This window comes from Pseudomonas sp. o96-267, assembly GCF_003935465.1.
Lineage (GTDB): Bacteria > Pseudomonadota > Gammaproteobacteria > Pseudomonadales > Pseudomonadaceae > Aquipseudomonas > Aquipseudomonas sediminis.
On the sequence record NZ_RHQP01000022.1, the window covers coordinates 70512 to 88786 of the forward strand.

Genomic DNA, 18275 nt, shown 5'->3' on the forward strand with positions numbered 1-18275 from the left:
AGCCATTCCAGCCCTTTTTCTCGCTGCGCCGATAACCATGGACACCCCCAAGCCCCCACAGAAACCTGCTCAGTTGCTGCACGACCTGGAGTCGATTCGCGAGCTGCTGGGCGATAACGGCAGCGAACCGCCACTACTGATCGACTCGCTGGACCCGGACAGCATTCCGGTACTGTCCGACATCGTCAGCGCGCCGCCCGGCCCGCCGCCATCCTTTCATGCAACGCCGACGCCCAAACCGACACCAGCCTCGCAGCCAGCGCCGGCGCCAAGCCCCCAGCGTGAGCGCATCGAACCGCGCCTGCATGACAGCGCCCGCGATCTGCAGCATTTGAATGGCGAGTTGCGCGCCGCCGCCCAGTTGATCCTGCAGGACGTGATCGACGATTTCGTGCCGCAGATCGAGGCCGAACTCAAGCGCCGCCTCGAAGCCCGCCTGCCGCGCCTGCTGCCGCCACGCAAGTAATCCCTGCCCCGCCCCGGGGCAAGAGCTTGCCACCCGACAGCAAAAGCTTCGCCCCGAGGCGGGGCTCCTACAAAACTGAACGCTGGTCTGCCCTACAGCGCAGGGCTTATGGCTTGGTGCTCAGAAGCGGTATACTTGTCGGCTTTTCCGATCAGCCGTCAAAGGGTCCCGCCGCGCATGGACAAGACCTACCAGCCGCACGCCATTGAAACCGCCCTGTACCAGAACTGGGAAGCCAAGGGCTACTTCGCCCCGCAAGGCTCGGGCGAGCCGTACACCATCATGATCCCGCCGCCGAACGTCACCGGCAGCCTGCACATGGGCCACGGCTTCAACAATTCGATCATGGATGCGCTGATCCGCTTCCGCCGCATGCAGGGCCGCAACACCCTGTGGCAGCCGGGCACCGACCACGCGGGCATCGCCACGCAGATGGTGGTCGAGCGTCAGCTGGCCGCCGACGGTATTGGCCGCCACGATCTGGGCCGCGAGAAATTCCTGGAGAAGGTCTGGGAATGGAAGGAGCAGTCCGGCGGCACCATCACCCGTCAGATTCGCCGCCTGGGCAGCTCGGTGGACTGGTCGCGCGAGCGCTTCACCATGGACGACGGCCTGTCCGAGGCCGTGAAAGAAGCCTTCGTACGCCTGCATGAAGACGGCCTGATCTATCGCGGCAAGCGCCTGGTCAACTGGGACACCAAGTTCCACACCGCCATCTCCGACCTCGAAGTGGAAAACCACGACGAGAAAGGCTCGCTGTGGAACCTGCGCTACCCGCTGGCCGATGGCAAGAAAACCGCTGAAGGCAATGATTACCTGATCGTCGCCACCACCCGCCCGGAAACCATGCTCGGCGACAGCGCCGTGGCCGTGCACCCGGAAGACGAGCGCTACAAGGCGTTGATCGGCAGCTTCGTCGAACTGCCGCTGCTGGGCCGCCGCATCCCGATCATCGCCGATGACTACTGCGACCCCGAGTTCGGCACTGGCTGCGTGAAAATCACCCCGGCGCACGACTTCAACGACTACGAAGTGGGCAAGCGCCACAACCTGCCGCTGATCAACATCTTCGACAAGAACGCCGCCGTGCTGGCTCAAGCCCAGGTGTTCAATATCGACGGTAGCGTCAACGCCGAGATCGATGGCAGCCTGCCAGCCGAGTACGCCGGCCTCGACCGCTTCGTCGCACGCAAGCAGATCGTCGCCGCCTTCGACGCCGCCGGCCTGTTGGAGAAGATCGAAGACCACGCCCTGAAAGTGCCGAAAGGCGACCGTTCCGGCACCGTCATCGAGCCGTGGCTGACCGACCAATGGTACGTCTCCACCAAGCCGCTGGCCGAAAAAGCCATCGCCGTGGTCGAGAGTGGCGAGATCCAGTTCGTGCCCAAGCAGTACGAGAACATGTACTTCAGCTGGATGCGTGACATCCAGGACTGGTGCATCAGCCGTCAGCTGTGGTGGGGCCACCGCATTCCGGCCTGGTACGACGATGCCGGCAACGTCTACGTCGGTCGCGACGAGGCGGAAGTGCGCGCCAAGCACAACCTCGGCGATGCCAACCTGCGCCAGGACGAAGACGTGCTCGACACCTGGTTCAGCTCCGGCCTGTGGACTTTCTCCACCCTCGGCTGGCCGCAGCAGACCGACTTCCTCAAGACCTTCCACCCCACCGACGTGCTGGTCACCGGCTTCGACATCATCTTCTTCTGGGTTGCCCGGATGATCATGCTGTCCACCCACCTGACCGGGCAGATTCCGTTCAAGACCGTCTATGTGCACGGTCTGGTGCGCGATGGTCAGGGTCAGAAGATGTCCAAGTCCAAGGGCAACGTGCTCGACCCGCTGGACATCGTCGACGGCATCGACCTCGAATCCCTGGTGGCCAAGCGCACCAGCGGCATGATGCAGCCCAAGCTGGCCGAGAAGATCGCCAAGCAGACCCGCGCCGAATTCCCCGACGGCATCGCCGCCTACGGCACCGACGCGCTGCGCTTCACCAACCTGGCGCTGGCCTCCACCGGTCGCGACATCAAGTTCGACATGGGCCGTGTCGAGGGCTACCGCAACTTCTGCAACAAGCTGTGGAACGCCGCCAACTTCGTCATCGAGAACACCGATGACAAGGACACCGGCATCAATGGCGAGGCAGTCGAACTGTCGCCGGTCGATCGCTGGATCATCTCCGCCCTGCAGCGCACCGAGGCTGACGTGACCCGCCACCTCGACGCCTTCCGCTTCGACCTGGCGGCGCAAACCCTGTACGAGTTCATCTGGGACGAGTACTGCGCCTGGTACCTGGAGCTGGTCAAGCCGGTACTGTGGGACGAGAACGCGCCCATCGAGCGCCAGCGCGGCACCCGCCGCACCCTGGTACGCGTGCTGGAAGTGATCCTGCGCCTGGCGCACCCGTTCATGCCCTTCATCACCGAAGAAATCTGGCAGCGCATCAAGGGCCAGGCCGGCGTGCAGGGCGAAACCCTGATGCTGCAACCCTGGCCGGTGGCCAATGAAAGCCGCATCGACGCCGCCGCCGAAGGCGACATCGAGTGGGTCAAGCAACTGATGCTGGGCGTACGCCAGATCCGTGGCGAAATGAAAATCTCCATGGCCAAACGCATCGACATCATCGTTGCCAACGCCAGTGCCGAAGACCTGCGCCGCCTGGCCGACTTCGAACCACTGCTGAGCAAGCTGGCCAAGCTCGAGTCAGTGCGCGTGCTGGCTGCCGGTGAAGAAGCGCCGATGTCCGCGACCACTCTGGTCGGCGAGATGGAAGTGCTGGTACCGATGGCCGGGCTGATCGACAAGGACGCCGAACTGGCGCGCCTGGACAAGGAAATCGGTCGTCTGGAAGGCGAAGTGCAGCGCGTCGGCGGCAAGCTGAGCAACCAAGGCTTCGTCGCCAAGGCGCCGGCCGAAGTGCTCGATAAAGAGCGCGCCAAGCTGGCCGAGGCTGAACAGGCCCTGGCCAAGATGGTCGAGCAGCGCGGCAAGATCGCCGCACTCTGATCACCGCGCGACACCCACAGACCCGCGCCCCAACCGGCGCGGGTTTGTTTTTTGTGGGAGAGGCTTCAGCCGCGAGCTTTAACCGCAAAGTCGCGGCTGAAGCCCCTCCCACGGTTAGTTTGATTTCCCGGAACACCCATGACTGCCCGCTCCCCTTCCCTGCTCGACGCCTTGCTGCCGATTGGCGTGCTCGTCGTGCTGCTCAGCCTCTCCGTTTACCTGTTCGGTGACGCCTCCTCCAGCGGCCCGAACCAGATCGCGCTGATGAGCGCAGCCTTCGTCGCCGGCCTGGTCGGCCTGAAAAATGGTCTGCGCTGGGCCGAGATCGAAGAAGGCATACTCGCTGGCATCCACATGGCGATGAAAGCCAACCTGATTCTGCTGGCGGTCGGTGCGCTGATCGGCACCTGGATTCTCGCCGGCACGGTGCCGACCATGATCTGGCTGGGTCTGAAGCTGATCAGCGCTGAGTATTTCTATCTCACCAGTTGCCTGATCTGCGCGCTCACCGCGCTGTCCATCGGCAGCTCGTGGACGGTAGCCGGCACCCTCGGCATCGGTCTGATGGGCGTGGCAGCAGGCCTGGGGCTGGACCCGGCGATCACCGCCGGCGCGATCATTTCCGGCGCCTACTTCGGCGACAAGCTGTCGCCACTATCGGACACCACCAACCTGGCGCCAGCCGCTGCCGGCGCCGACCTGTTCGCACATATCCGCAACATGTTGCGCACCACGGTGCCGGCGTTGCTGATCGCCCTGGCGATCTTCTTTACCCTCGGCCAGCAGGCCAGCGCCGAACATGACACCAGCCGTATCGCCGAGGTGCTCAGCGCGCTGGAGGCACAGTTCAATCTCGGCTGGCACCTGCTGTTGCCCGTGGCCTTCCTGCTGCTGCTCGCGGTACGCCAGTGGGCAGCTTTCCCAGCGGTGTTTCTCGCCGCCCTGCTCGGTGCGGTATTCGCAGTGGTGTTCCAGCCGGAGGTGATGGCGCGCCTGACTGTCCCACAAGCTGGCGCCTTGGCGCCGCTGAAAACGGTATGGACTGCGCTGTTCGCCGGTTATGAATCGGCCAGCGGCAACGCCGAGCTTGATGGCCTGCTGTCCAAGGGCGGCATGGCCAGCATGCTCACCACGGTGTGGCTGATCATCTGCGCCATGTGCTTCGGCGGCGTACTTGAGCGCCTCGGCCTGCTGCAGCGCCTGCTGCAGAGTGCCCTGCGCCTGGTGCGCAGCAACAGCGGCCTGGTCGCCAGCACCATTACCACCACCATCGGCACCAACGTCATCACCGCCGATCAGTACATCGCCCTGGTGCTGCCAGGGCGCATGTACCGCGCTGAATACGAAAAACGCGGCCTGGCGCCAACCAACCTGTCACGCGCGCTGGAAGACGGCGGCACCCTGACCTCGGTGCGGGTGCCCTGGAATACCTGTGGCGCCTACATGGCCGCGACGCTGGGCGTGGCGACGTTGAGCTACCTGCCGTACTGCTTCTTCAACCTGATCATGCCAGTGCTGGCCATAGCCCTCGCCTACCTGCTGCCGCCCAAACAGCAGACTGCCGGTTGATTTCGCAGCCGTTCGGGCCAGCCAGCGCAGCGGCCCGAACGCCTCATTAAGTAGCAAAGCGCTCATCTCTTTTGCTCCTTTCGCTATAAAAACCTTCCCTTTTTCCAATTGTTTCAGGCATCTTCACCCGCCTGGCAGCAGCCCTCCGGCACGTCCCCACTAATAAAAATCAGAGCGGAACTCCGAACATGTATGCGTTGATGGCACTCGTCTTCGTCCTCGGCTACCTGTGCATTGCACTTGAGCACCCGTTAAAGATCGACAAGGCAGCCTCCGCCCTGCTCACCGCCGTGATCGCCTGGACCCTGCTGGTTCTTGGCGCAGATAGCATCCTGCCAATGCTCGGCACCGGCACCGCCGGCTCCAGCACCAACACCCATCACGTGGTCGAAGAACTGCGCCACCACCTCGGCGAGATCTCCGAGATCCTGTTCTTCCTCATGGGCGCCATGACCATCGTCGAGCTGATCGATGCCCACGAGGGCTTCAAGGTCATCACCGATCGCATCCGCACCCACAAGCGCGTGCACCTTCTGTGGCTGGTGGGGTTGATCACCTTCTTCCTGTCCGCTGCGCTGGACAACCTGGCCACCACCATCGTGATGATCTCGCTGCTGCGCAAGCTGATCGCCGACCGCCACGAGCGCTGGTTCTACGCCGGCATCGTGGTCATTGCCGCCAACGCCGGCGGCGCCTGGTCGCCAATTGGTGACGTGACCACCACCATGCTGTGGATTGGCAATCAGGTCACCGCCACCGGCATCATCACCAAGCTGTTCCTGCCCAGCCTGATCTGCCTGCTGGTGCCGCTGCTGATCATGAGCTTCCGCCTCAAGGGTGAAGTGGCTGAACCGCGTATCAAGGAAAGCGCCGAGAGCCGTCGCGACCCGACCACGCCCTTCGAACGTAACCTGGTGTTCTGCCTGGGCCTCGGTGCGCTGATCTTCGTGCCGGTGTTCAAGACCATCACCCATCTGCCGCCATACATGGGCATCCTCTTCGGCCTCAGCCTGCTGTGGATCACCACCGAGATCATCCACCGCAGCAAGAACAGCGAAGAGAAGGACCCGCTGTCGGTAGTGGGCGTATTGCGCCGTATCGACATCACCAGCGTGCTGTTCTTCCTCGGCATCCTGCTGGCGGTTTCCGCGCTGTCCAGCGCCGGCCACCTGATCCAGGTGGCGACCCTGCTCAAGGACAGCCTGGGCAATATCTACAGCATCGCCATTTCCATCGGCATGCTCTCGGCCGTGGTGGACAACGTGCCGATGGTTGCCGGCGCCATGAAGATGTATCCACTGGTCAGCCCTGAAAACCTGGCGGCAGCCGCAGCGAGCGAGCTGCCATGGCTGCGCAACTTCGTGGTCAACGGCAACTTCTGGGAAATGCTCGCCTACTGCGCCGGTACCGGCGGCAGCTGCCTGATCATCGGCTCGGCTGCTGGCGTGGCCGCCATGGGCATGGAGAAGATCAACTTCATCTGGTACCTGAAGAAGATCAGCGGCCTGGCCTTCATCGGCTACCTGGCCGGTGCCGTCACCTATATGCTGATGTTCGCCGCCTGATTGGCTAGCAGGCCGTTGAAAAACGTAGCCGAGGCAGCCAGTGCAAGGCAAAAACAGGCGAGAAAGCGCAGTTTACTAGCTGTAAATGAGCATTTTGAGCCTGTTTTTAACGCAGCAATGGCAACGTAGGTAGTTTTTCAACAGCCTGCGAAGGCGCTCGGATACGAACAGGAAGTCACCATGCAGACGAGCAAGACCCGCACCAGCTTCTACCGCCGCCTCTACGTGGCCTGGCTGATCGACAGCGGCCAGGCCGTCAGCGTGCCGGCACTGATGGACGCCACCGGCATGCCCCGGCGCACCGCACAGGACACCCTCACAGCCCTTGCTGAGCTGGATATCGACTGCCAGTTCGAGCAGAACGAGGGCGAACGCAACAACGCCGGTCACTACCAGATTCGCGACTGGGGGCCGATCGACAAGCGTTGGATCGCCGCTAACCTGCAGCAGATCAAGACTACGCTGGGCTATCCCTGAAATAATCGCTCCACACCTCTTGGAGCTGCGATGAATCCGGATCTGTTCTGGGTGCTCGGCCTGCTGGCCGGCGCCGTCACTCTTTTCGTCATCGGTAAGCCACGCATGGACGTGGTCGCCCTGCTGGTGCTGGTCGCCCTGCCGCTGACTGGCGTACTCGACCTGCAACAGACCCTGGCCGGTTTCAGCGACGCCAACGTCATCCTCATCGCCGCGCTGTTCATCATCGGCGACGGCCTGGTGCGCACCGGCATCGCCTACCGCCTGGGTGACTGGCTGGTGACCAAGGCCGGCAGCAGCGAAACGCGTCTGCTGATTCTGCTGATGCTGGCCGTGGCCGGCCTGGGTTCGGTGATGAGTTCCACCGGCGTGGTGGCGATCTTCATCCCCGTGGTGCTGGGGGTGGCTGCACGCCTGCGCATCGCCCCAGCGCGACTGATGATGCCGCTGGCGTTTGCCGGGCTGATCAGCGGAATGCTGACGCTGGTCGCTACACCGCCGAACCTGGTGGTGCATGCCGAACTGCGCCGCGCCGGGCTGGATGGTTTTGGCTTTTTCGATCTCACGCCCATCGGCCTGGCAGTGCTGGTGCTCGGCATCGGCTACATGCTGATCGCCCGACGCTGGCTGGTACGCAGCGAAGCAGGTGGCAATGCCGAGCCACCACGCCTGACCCTGGCCGACCTTGCCGAGCGCTATCGTCTGAGCGAGCGCGAGCGGCGCCTGCAGGTACGCACCGACTCGCCCCTGGCCAATCAGGTGCTCAACGAGCTGCAGTTGCGCCGTGATCATGGCATCAACGTCATCGCCATCGAGCGCCGCCAGCGCCTGCGCACCCTGTTGCTGATGGCCAGCGGCAATACCCTGCTGGAGCCGGGCGACGTGCTGCTGGTGGATATCGCCAGCCCTACCATCGGCCTGCTCGGCAGCTACCAGGCATTGGGGCTGGAACCCATGCCGCTGCCGCATTCGTATTTCAGCCTGCACGCCCATGAGCTGGGCCTTGCAGAGGTGGCGTTGCCGCCGGAGTCGCAACTGCCGGGCAAGACCATTCAGGAGCTGGGCTTTCGCTCGCGGCACAAACTCAACGTGGTCGGCTTGCGCCGCCAGGGCCAGGCACTGGAGGGCGTGCTGGTGGACGAGAAACTCAAGGCCTCCGACACCCTGCTGGTGGCCGGCGCCTGGCGTGACATCCATCGCCTGCAGGGGCTGAGCCGCGATTTCCTGGTGCTCAGCCTGCCGGCGGAAGTGGCCGAGGTGGCACCGGCTGCGCGCAAGGCGCCCTACGCATTGCTCAGCCTGGCGGTAATGGTGCTGCTGATGGTCAGCGGTCTGGTGCCCAACGTACAGGCCGCACTGATCGCCTGCCTGCTGATGGGCGCGTTTCGCTGCATCGACCTGGACAGCGCCTACCGCGCCATCCACTGGCCGACGCTGATCCTCATCGTCGGCATGCTGCCCTTCGCCCAGGCGCTGCAGCAGACCGGCGGCGGCGAGTTGGCTGTGCAGGGGCTGGTCGGCGGTCTGGGTGATGCCGGGCCACGACTGATCCTCGCCTGCCTGTTCGCCCTCACTGCGGTGATCGGCCTGTTCATCTCCAACACCGCCACGGCGGTGCTGATGGCGCCGGTGGCCATCGCCACCGCGCAGGCGTTGGGCGTTTCGCCGCTGCCCTTCGCCATGACCGTGGCCCTGGCTGCCTCGGCCGCCTTCATGACGCCGATCTCCTCGCCGGTGAACACTCTGGTGCTCGGCCCTGGCCAATACCGCTTCGGAGACTTCGTGCGCATCGGTGTGCCCTTCACCCTGCTGGTGATGATCGTCAGCGTGGCGCTGGTGCCGCTGCTCTTTCCGCTGTAACGCGGGGGATCACCAAGCGTAGGAGCGAGCTCTGCTCGCGAAGCTTTTTGCCGCTAGCCAGGTTCGCTGAAGACCAACGAACTCGCGAGCAGAGCGCGCTCCTACAAAGCCCTGCCCGACTATGGGAAAATCCCGCCCCCGAATCGCCGAAGCCTGTTCATGCCCCAGCCGCCGAAACGCCCCCGCAAGCCCGCTCCCGCCGCTATGAAAACTGCGCCGGCCAAGGGTGAGCTGCACCCACGCAACCGCCACCAGGGGCGCTACGACTTCCCCGCGCTGATCAAGGCGAGCCCAGAGCTGGGCGACTTCGTCATCACCAACCCTTATGGCAATGCAAGCATCGACTTCGCCAACCCGGCAGCGGTCAAGGTGTTCAACCGCGCGCTGCTGACGCAGTACTACGGCATCCGCCACTGGGACATTCCCGATGGCTACCTGTGCCCGCCGATTCCCGGTCGCGCCGACTACCTGCACAACCTGGCCGACCTGCTGGCGACTGACAACGACGGGCAGATTCCCCGCGGCGCAAAGGTACAAGCCCTGGATATTGGCGTCGGCGCCAACTGCATCTACCCACTGATCGGCCATTGCGAGTACGGCTGGCAGTTTCTCGGGGCAGATATCGCAGACGCGGCACTGGCCTCTGCGCGCGCCATCATCAGGGCCAATCCGCAGTTGGCGGGTGGCATCGAATTGCGCCAGCAGACCAATACCGAGCACGTATTTCTCGGTCTGCTACAGACGAACGAGCCAGTCGACCTGACCTTGTGTAACCCGCCCTTCCACGCCAGCGCCGATGAAGCCACCCGTGGCAGCACGCGCAAGTGGCGCAACCTGGGCAAGCTCGACCCCAAGCGCAAGCTACCGGTGCTCAACTTCGGCGGCCAGGCCGCCGAGCTATGGTGCCCCGGTGGCGAAGCCGCGTTTCTCAAGCGCATGGCCAACGAAAGCGCGCAAGTGGCGGAGCAGGTGCTGTGGTTCAGCAGCCTGGTCTCCAAAGGCAGCCATGTGGAATTGCTACAGGGCTGGCTGGCCAAGGCAGGCGCGCTTGAGGTGCGCATCCTCGGTATGTCCCAAGGGCAGAAGCAGAGCCGCCTGGTGGCCTGGACGTTCAAGAATGCCGAAGAGCGCAGCGCTTGGCGCAACAACCGTTGGCGCTGAGCTACCAAGTAGGGCATACCGGGCGGCGGTCCGTTCGCGCAGCAGTACGCCGCCGCAATTCGCTAACCATCACCAATGGCGGACTGTTCGCTTAGGCTCCTGAGTCCGCCCTACGCTCTGAGTCCGCTCTACGCCGCTACACGCCGTTACCAGGGCAACCAGCCACCCAACACCAGCCACAGCCCGGCCACCGTCATGCTCAGCAGCGTCACCGGTACGCCGCTGCGCGTATAATCGACGAAACCAAGCCTGACGCCCTGACGCTTCGCCCCTTCGGCGACGATCAGGTTGACCACACTGCCGATCAGCAGCAGGTTGCCGGCCAGGGTCGACATGATCGCCAGACCGATCAGCACCGAATGCGATAACTCCGGCATCAGGCCCAACAGCAACACCACGAAGGGCACGTTGCCAATCAGGTTACCCGCCACCAGCGATGCGGTAGCCAGTGACACCATGCCCTGCGGCAACAGACCATGCTCGGCCAGCCAGGTGGCTCCCTGCGTCATTTGCGGCAACTGCAGCGCGGCGCCGCTGACCAGGAACAAGCCCACGAACAGCAACAGCAGGTTCCAGTCCACCTTGTTCACGTAGTCGCGACTGTCCACCCGCCGCGACACCATCACCAACACAGCGATCAACAACGCCGATAGCTCGCGCGGCAGCGCCGTGGCGAACAGCGCCAGCAGCGCGAGGCTGGCCAGCAGCGGTTTGAGATAGCTGTGCGCGCCGTAGATATGCTCGACCGGCGTATCGTCCGCGGTCAGCGGCCTGGCCTCGCCCCAGCGATGACGCCACTGCAACCAGATCACCGCATAAACGATGGCCATCGCGATCACCGCGGGTGGCCCAGCCACGGCCACATACCCCCAGAAATCCAGACCACCGGCCTGGCCGATGAGGATGTTCTGCGGGTTGCCGATCAGGCTCGCCGCCGAGCCGGCGTTGCACGACAACGCCAGCGCCAGCAGAACCGGCCGCGGCTCCCGCCCGCGCAGCTGCAGGCTGCGACACAACAGCGGCGTCAGGGCGAAAGCGACGATATCGTTGACCAGCACCGCCGAGAGCAAGCCACCCAGTAGCACCACGCCCATCAGCAGCACAGCCGGGCGCTCGGCATGCTCGGTCAGGTAGCGGTTGAGCCAGGCATACACCCCGGAAAAATCGAACTGCGCCGAGATCAGCATCAACGCCAACAGCAGCAACAACGCGCCGGGGTCGAGATGATGGGCCGCATCCTCCATGCTCAGCGCACCGCTGACCAGCAACAGCACTGCCGCGCAGCAGGCAATCCAGCTGCGGTCGATGCGCAGGCCGCGAACGCCACCAGCGGCCATGCCCAGGTAGGTGAGAACGAAAAGGCCAAGGGTCAGCCAGGCAGCGAAGGTCATGCGCGATTCACCCAAACGGATGCAGGTTGGAAGCAGCGGACTCTAGCCATGCCAGTGCCGCGCGGGAATAGCCACGGCATGGTTTTTTGCGTGTTTCAGGGCCGCGACATGTAAGTCGCCACCCGCCCCAGATAGGCCGGCGACTCGCGCTGACGCTGCACCTCGGCCCAGATTCGTTCGGCCAACTCGGGGTCACGCGCCAACAGCGCGTTGGACAGCATCAGGTAATAGGGCTTTTCCTCGAGCAGCTCCGGCAGTTTCTCCACTCGCTGAGCCAACTGCGGATTGGCCTGCAAGACAAAATCGCCGCGCATGGTCTGCAAGGCAACGGCCTCGACCCGACCGTGCACCAACATCTGCAACAGCGCCAATGGGTCACGACTCGATTCGTCCACCTCCAGCCCGTGCGCCAGCAGCAGATCGCGAATGGAGAAGCCACTGAGCGAGCCGACCCGGCCATTCACCTGGCTGAAACGCTGGCCGTCCCAGGACACCGCGCTGCCGATACGGCGGTACAGGGTATAACGCGAGGTGTGCAAACGCCTGGCGGCATCCGGGCGGCCATCGGCATTGGCGGGGTAATGGCCCATCTGCAGCCGCTCGGATTTGACGCTGGCAGCGAAAGCACCGTCATAGAGGCCCTGCTGCATGCCCGACAGACAGCGCTTTCACGGCACTGCTACATACACCACCTGCAATGCCAGCGCCTGCTGCACCAGGTTGAGCAGCTCCAGGTTGAGGCCTGTGCCATCGGTCATCACCCAAGGGTAGGCGTTCTGATCTTCATGACAGAACGTCAAGGTTGCCTGGGCACCGTAGCAGGTGCCGGCCAATAGCCAGAGCAGGCAGTAATGCAGCGCTTTGTGCAAAAACCAGACTCCATCACCGGAACGCCTGAGAGCAGGCGTTCGATCCGCGGTTTGTCACCGACTTATTGTCCTGCTCCAAGCATAGGCATATTCGCCCTGAGTCGTCTGCAGCAATTTGGTGCATGTTTGCGCTCACCAGGTCAGACGCCAGACTTCGATCATTGCACTGCCTGGCAGCCAGCGGCATGACTGGGATCAACAGGACAAAACCCTTAAAGTGCCATCATCCTGTTGCCCGAGCCGTCGAGGACTACAGATGCGTCACGGCCTGTTGATTGTGCTGTTTAGTCTGTTCTGCTGCAGCCCGCTTGGGGCTGCAGAGGCAACTTTGCTACGGATCAGCGCCGGCGAATGGCCGCCCTATCTGTCAGCCAGACTCGAACACCAGGGGCCAGTGGCCCACCTGCTGCGCGACCTACTGGCCGAGGAAGGCTACCGTGTCGAATTCACCTTCCTGCCCTGGCCTCGCGCCTACGCCGAAGCCGCCGCAGGCCGGTTCGACGCCACCGCGGTATGGATGCACAAGACCGAGCGTGAGGCCGACTTTCTCTTCAGCGCCCCGCTGCTCAACGAACAGTTCGTGTTCTTCCACCTGAAAACCCAACCGTTCGACTGGCAGCGCTTCGACGACCTCAGCGGCATGACCCTCGGCGGCGGCCTGGAATACAGCTACGGGCCGGCATTCGATGCCTTTCTCGCCGAAGGCAAGGTGCGCATCGAACGAGTGTCCAGCGACCGGCAGAACTTCGAGAAGCTGCTCAAGGAGCGCGTGGTGCTCTATCCGCAGGAGCTCAACGTCGGCTACGCCGCGCTGCGTAACGAGTTCTCCAGCGCCGAGGCCGAGCGCATCACCCACCACCCCAAACCGCTGCTGGTGAACCTCAGTTACCTGATGCTGCCCAAGCGCCTGGCGCAGAGCGAAGCGCTACGCGAGCGCTTCAACGCTCGCCTGCAACAATTTCGCGACGACGGCCGTTACCAAAAGTATTTCGACGACCTGCAGGCTGGCCACTACCAACCCGTGCCGGAAGATGCCGCGCCATAACCGAAAAAACGTGGCGCCTGGATTCCCGCCTGCGCGGAAATGACGAGGACTCCAGACAGTCGTCATCCCCGCGAAGGCGGGGAACCAGAAATGGGCAGTCAATGATCAGCGAATAAAGCCCTTGCTGACCTCGCGGAACAGCTCGGTGCCGGCCTGCTCCAGCCACTCGAAGGCAACCATCTCGCGCGAGACGATCACCGCGCCGGCACGTTCCATGCGCGCCAGCCCCAAGGCCTTGTCGCGTGGCCGGCGCGCCCCCACCGCCTCGTCGCCCACGAATACCTCACGCCCGGCCGCCAGCAGGCCCATTACCGTCTGCAGCACGCAAACATGGGTTTCCGTGCCGCAGACGACGAACTGCCTGCGCTCGCCACCGGGCAAGTCGAACAGCCCAGCCCCGGCGGTTGCCGAAAAATGAATCTTCTCCCGCAGGCCATCGCCTGGCAGCAACTCATGCAGGCCCGGCTCGGTATAACCCAGCCCCTTCGGATACTGCTCGGTGGCGATCACCGGAACGCGCAGGCGCTGCGCCACTTGCACCAGCCAGGGGGCTTGCTCGACCACTGCCGCGCCACCGTCGATGGCCGGCAGCAGCCGCTCCTGCAGATCGATCACCAACAGGGTGGAATCCTTCGCTCGCATCAGCATCACTACGCTCCTTCCTTCACCGCAAAACGCGCATCGAGCCGACTGTAACCGAGGCCGACGCCCTTGTGCACCCGCAACTGCACGGGAATACGCTCCTTCATCGCCTCGACGTGACTGATCACGCCGATGGTCTTGCCGCTGGCATTGAGGTTGTCCAAGGCATCGAGCGCCACCTCCAGCGTCTCGCCGTCCAGGGTGCCGAAGCCTTCATCGAGGAACAGCGAGTCGATGCTGGTCTTGTGGCTGACCAGATCGGACAACGCCAACGCCAGCGCCAGGCTGACCAGAAAACTCTCGCCGCCGGACAGCGTGCGGCAATCGCGCGCCACGTCGGCCTGCCAGGTGTCGCGCACTTCCAGCTCGAGTTCGCCGCTGCCTTTGCGCGCCAGTTGGTAGCGGCCGTGCAGGCGCGTCAATTGGCGGTTGGCCAGGTGGATCAGGTGATCGAGGGTCAGGCCCTGGGCAAACTTGCGGAACTTGGCACCGTCGGCCGAGCCGATCAGGCCGTTGAGCTGTTGCCACAGGCGCTGCTCGCTCTCCTGCGCACTGATTTCGGCGAACAGGGCCTGCTGGCTACTGCGCCGCGCCTCGTCGGCCTGCAACTGCGCGCGCAGCTCACCTTGACGCTCGCTCAGGGCACGTAAGCGTTCCTGCACTGCCTGGAGCTGCTCGGCCAACAGTTCCAGGCTCAAGGCGGTTTGCGCTTCGGCCGTGAGGCGCTGCACCTCGGCCTGAGCCGCCGCCAGCAGGGTCGAGGCCTGGGTGTGCGCACGTTCGAGATCCGCCTTGAGTTGCACCAAACGCTGGCGTTCATCCTCACTCAACAGCGCCGCTTCGAACGCCGCCTGATCGGCGAAGGGGCTGCTCAGCAGCGCCTGTTGCCAAGCCTGCTGACAGCTTTGCAGACGTTGCTGCTCACGCGCCAGCAAGGCCTCTTGAGCTTGCTCACTGCCAGCGAGGCCATCGCGTTCACGCAGGGTCGCGGCCAACCGCTCGGCGGATTCACGCAGGGCCTGCTGCGGATCGGCTGGCGGTTCCGGGGTCGCCAGGCCCGGCGCACCTGCGTCCTGCCAACGCTGCTGCCAGTGCTCGGCCTGCGTCTGAGCTTCGTCCAGTTGTCGTTGCGCCTCGCGCGTGAGTTCGAGCAACTGCTGCTCACGCGCCTGCGTCTGTTGCCAGGCGTGCCAGGCGGCTTTCTGCTGCATCAACCAGCCTGCGCCGTCGGCCGGCAGCTCGCTGGCGAAGCCCTGCAGGCTGGCAAGCAGTTCCTGGGCCTGTTGCGCTAACTCAGTCTGCAGCGCGCTCAGATGCGCCTGTTGCTCGGCAACGCGCGCCTGGGTGTTGTCCAGATCACGACTGAGAATTGCCTGCTGCCGCTCGGAATCGGCCTGCTCGCGCTCAGCGCTTTCGCGCAACTCGCGCAAACGCTGCAGCTCGGTTTGCTGTGCCTGCACTGCTTCCAGGCGCGCCTGGAGCGCAGCCAATTCCTGCTCGTGCTGCTGTTGTACACCTGTCAGCTCGGCGACGTCCTGCAGGCGGATGTCATGTTCGCTCAGTTGCTGCTGCCATTGCTGATCCAGCGGCAGCAATTGCGCCTCGGCCTGAGCCTGTTGTTGCTGCACCTGCTCGATCTGCGCGGCGAGACGGGTCAGCTCATCACGCAGGTTGGCGCCCTGGCTCTCCAGCTCGGCCAACTCACTGCGGCACTGCACCAGCGCCTGCTCGGTGGCGGAGACGTTCAGCGCCTGGTACTGGCTGATCGCCGGATGCTCGTGCGAGCCGCACAGCGGGCAAGCGTCGCCCGGTTGCAGGCGGGCGCGATAGGCCTCCAGATCCTGAATGCGTTTTTCCTGCTCCAGCAGCTTTTCCTTGTCAGCGACCTGCTGCTTGAGTGCCTTGTAACGCTCGCGCAGGGCGTTGATCTCGGTGTTCTTGTGCGCCTGTCGGCGCTGCAGCTCAGCCAGGCGCGGTGGCAGCTCGGCCAGTTGTACGGCCAAGGCCTCGCGGCTCTGCGCCAATTGCTGCAGGCGGTCGAACACCCGGCTGCGCGCTTGCAGGCGCTGCCAGTCCCGGCGTAGGCCTGCCTCACCGGCATCACCCAGCAGAGCCTGCAAGGCACTCTGCTGCTGCCCCTCGGCGTCACGCGTTTGCTGCACCTGCTGTTGCAACGTCGTCAGACGCACACCCTGCTCGTCACGCTGGCGCTGCAACGTCGTCAGTTGCACGGCGGATTCGCTCTGGCGCGTTTGCGCTGTCTGCAGCGCCTGCTCAGCCTTGGCCCGTTGCATGAAGCGCTCGTCCCAGCCACTGAGCAACTCGCCCAGGCGCGCATGCGAACTGCGCTCGCTCAGCCAGGCCTGCACCTCGGCGTGCTGGTGCTGCGCCTGCGTCAACGCGACGTGCCGCTGCTCACGCCAGTGCCCCGCATGATGGCTGGCCTGCCACAGCGCCTGCCGTTCACGCTCGGCGCACATCTGCATCTGCTCACGCAGTGCGAACAGACCGCGCTCGGCCTGCTGACTGTCGTGCTGCGCCTGCTGCCAGGCCTGGTGCAGCGGTTGTAAACGCGCTGCCGGCTCACCGGCGGCCAGACGCTGTAAGTCATCGGCCGCAGCAGCCTGACGTTGCTGGGCCTGCTCCAGCCCTCGCGCTGCCTCGCCGGCTTGTTGCTCGGCTCGCTGCAGCGCCTCACGCCAGCGCTGCCCAGCCAGCAGCGTTTGTTGCTCAGCCTGCAACGGGGCCTGTTCCTGCGCCAGGCGCTCGGCTTCGGCCTGCAATTCGGCACGCTGCGCCTCGTCCAGCAGCTCCATGCCCTGGGCACGGCTCTTCAGCAGGCCCAGCGCCTGTTCGGCGGCCTTGGTGCGTTCGTAAACCTGCTGGGATATCTGCCCATAGACCTCGGTGCCGGTCAGCTCCTCCAGCAGTTCGGCGCGCTGGTTGGCATTGGCCTCGAGAAACGCCGCGAAGCCGCCCTGAGCGAGCAGCATGGACTTGGTGAAACGCTCGAAATCCAGGCCGGTCAGCTCGGCAGTCAGGCTTTCCTTCTCGCGAATCTTGTCGGTGAGGATTTCGCCATCGGCGATACGCGCCAGCTCCACCTTGGGCGCCTGCAGCGCACCGTCGACCTTGTCCCGCGCGCGGCGCTGGCTCCAGAAGGCGCGGTAGCCCTGCCCTTTAACCTCGAACTCGACCTCGGCCAGGCAGTCGGCGGTGTGCCGCGTCATCAGCTCATTACCGCTGGCCGACAGCGTGCTCATACGCGGCGTGCGGTGGTACAGCGCCAGGCAGATAGCGTCGAGCAAGGTGGTCTTGCCCGCCCCGGTCGGCCCGGTGATGGCGAACAGACCGCTACCGGCGAAAGGCTCGGCAGCGAAGTCGATCTTCCATTCACCCTTGAGGGAGTTGAGGTTCTTGAGGCGCAGGCTGAGGATTTTCATGCACAGGTCATAAGCCGTTGAAGGCAGTCATTGTCGCATCGTTAGCCGTTTCCGACAGTCGATCAGAGACTTTTGAGTTCTTGCCAAAGAGCCTGCAGCGCTGGATTGAAGTTAGCTTTCGATCGATAGAGATGGATATCCAACGCGACACCACGCTCGCTCGAGGCAGCACATACCAGCTTGCCATCGGCCAAGGCAGACGCCACGACAGAACGAGGCAGCCAGGCAACCCCAAGCCCTCGAATGGCCATTTCCATCAAATGCATCGCCATGTCGGCCTCATGTCGGCGCTTGAGGTGAAGACGCTCCCCGAAGCTCTCGACTGCGACCTCCTCCAGACGCCCGAGAAAGGTTCCTGCCGAGTAACCGAGCTGGGGTAAAGGAAACGACGGATGCCCCGGAAGAGCAAAGCAAGGCCGCCCGCGTGCATCAGGCGCGCACACTGGCAAGAGCAGATCGCCCCCCAGAGAGAGGTAAGTAAAACGATCAGGATCAAGCAGGATAGGGGCTTGGGGATGACTGTAGGTGAGCATCAAATCGCATCGCCCTTCAGTCAACGCTACTGCCGCATCGTGGATGTTGGCAGACAGCACACGCGCATTGAGTTCGGCATGAGTCTGCTGAAAACGATCGAGCAGCTCAGGCAGAAAAGTGATCGACAGGGTATGACTCGCCATGATGCGAACGAAGCGACCAGACATGAGGGTGTGCAGAATTTTGTGTAACCGGGGCTTGGGTTACTGCTGCGGCAGCCTGTCTTCGTAACTGATCGTAAAGC

Annotated in this window: 14 protein-coding genes; 8 read left to right on the plus strand and 6 right to left on the minus strand. The window is 63.9% G+C overall.

Annotated elements, in window-relative coordinates:
- Positions 1-37 precede the first annotated feature (37 nt).
- The 7 genes from EGJ86_RS15955 to rlmF all read left to right on the plus strand — a co-directional run bounded on the left by EGJ86_RS15955 (position 38) and on the right by rlmF (position 10107).
- Positions 38-466, plus strand: coding sequence for a DNA polymerase III subunit chi (locus tag EGJ86_RS15955; protein WP_125835785.1), 429 nt, complete (start codon positions 38-40; stop codon positions 464-466).
- Positions 467-643: 177 nt separating this feature from the next.
- Positions 644-3475 carry a valine--tRNA ligase gene (locus EGJ86_RS15960; RefSeq protein ID WP_125835786.1) on the plus strand — a complete coding sequence of 944 codons (2832 nt, stop codon included), beginning with the start codon at positions 644-646 and terminating at the stop codon, positions 3473-3475.
- Positions 3476-3613: 138 nt separating this feature from the next.
- Positions 3614-5044 (plus strand): Na+/H+ antiporter NhaC, encoded by a 1431-nt coding sequence (gene nhaC, locus EGJ86_RS15965; protein ID WP_125835787.1) that lies wholly within the window; start codon positions 3614-3616, stop codon positions 5042-5044.
- A gap of 188 nt (positions 5045-5232) precedes the next feature.
- Positions 5233-6609 (plus strand): sodium:proton antiporter NhaD, encoded by a 1377-nt coding sequence (gene nhaD / locus EGJ86_RS15970; RefSeq protein ID WP_125835788.1) that lies wholly within the window; start codon positions 5233-5235, stop codon positions 6607-6609.
- A gap of 180 nt (positions 6610-6789) precedes the next feature.
- Entirely contained in the window at positions 6790-7086 is a 297-nt protein-coding gene (locus tag EGJ86_RS15975; RefSeq protein ID WP_099526583.1) for a helix-turn-helix domain-containing protein, read from the plus strand.
- Between the two features lie 30 nt (positions 7087-7116).
- Positions 7117-8946 (plus strand): SLC13 family permease, encoded by a 1830-nt coding sequence (locus tag EGJ86_RS15980; RefSeq protein ID WP_125835789.1) that lies wholly within the window; start codon positions 7117-7119, stop codon positions 8944-8946.
- Positions 8947-9105: 159 nt separating this feature from the next.
- A complete protein-coding gene (rlmF, locus tag EGJ86_RS15985; protein WP_125835790.1) occupies positions 9106-10107 on the plus strand; it encodes a 23S rRNA (adenine(1618)-N(6))-methyltransferase RlmF in 1002 nt (333 codons plus the stop codon).
- Between the two features lie 146 nt (positions 10108-10253).
- Here the strand turns inward: rlmF and EGJ86_RS15990 are convergent, their stop codons facing one another.
- From EGJ86_RS15990 to EGJ86_RS25105, 3 genes are all read right to left on the minus strand, one after another.
- Positions 10254-11498: an SLC13 family permease gene (locus EGJ86_RS15990; RefSeq protein ID WP_125835791.1), complete on the minus strand. Its 1245-nt coding sequence runs from the start codon at positions 11496-11498 to the stop codon at positions 10254-10256.
- 95 nt (positions 11499-11593) lie between these two features.
- Positions 11594-12148, minus strand: coding sequence for a hypothetical protein (locus tag EGJ86_RS15995; protein ID WP_177432858.1), 555 nt, complete (start codon positions 12146-12148; stop codon positions 11594-11596).
- A gap of 18 nt (positions 12149-12166) precedes the next feature.
- Positions 12167-12367: a hypothetical protein gene (locus tag EGJ86_RS25105; protein WP_177432860.1), complete on the minus strand. Its 201-nt coding sequence runs from the start codon at positions 12365-12367 to the stop codon at positions 12167-12169.
- Positions 12368-12623: 256 nt separating this feature from the next.
- Here EGJ86_RS25105 and EGJ86_RS16000 point away from each other — a divergent pair, with 256 nt between their 5' ends.
- On the plus strand, positions 12624-13412 hold the full coding sequence (locus EGJ86_RS16000; protein WP_125835792.1) for an ABC transporter substrate-binding protein: 789 nt from the start codon (positions 12624-12626) through the stop codon (positions 13410-13412).
- 105 nt (positions 13413-13517) lie between these two features.
- Here EGJ86_RS16000 and EGJ86_RS16005 read toward each other — a convergent pair whose 3' ends face one another.
- The 3 genes from EGJ86_RS16005 to EGJ86_RS16015 all read right to left on the minus strand — a co-directional run bounded on the left by EGJ86_RS16005 (position 13518) and on the right by EGJ86_RS16015 (position 18198).
- Positions 13518-14060 (minus strand): isochorismatase family protein, encoded by a 543-nt coding sequence (locus EGJ86_RS16005; RefSeq protein ID WP_125835793.1) that lies wholly within the window; start codon positions 14058-14060, stop codon positions 13518-13520.
- Positions 14061-14062: 2 nt separating this feature from the next.
- Positions 14063-17497: an AAA family ATPase gene (locus tag EGJ86_RS16010; protein WP_125835794.1), complete on the minus strand. Its 3435-nt coding sequence runs from the start codon at positions 17495-17497 to the stop codon at positions 14063-14065.
- Positions 17498-17559: 62 nt separating this feature from the next.
- On the minus strand, positions 17560-18198 hold the full coding sequence (locus tag EGJ86_RS16015) for a LysR substrate-binding domain-containing protein (protein ID WP_125835795.1): 639 nt from the start codon (positions 18196-18198) through the stop codon (positions 17560-17562).
- Between the last annotated feature and the right edge of the window lie 77 nt (positions 18199-18275).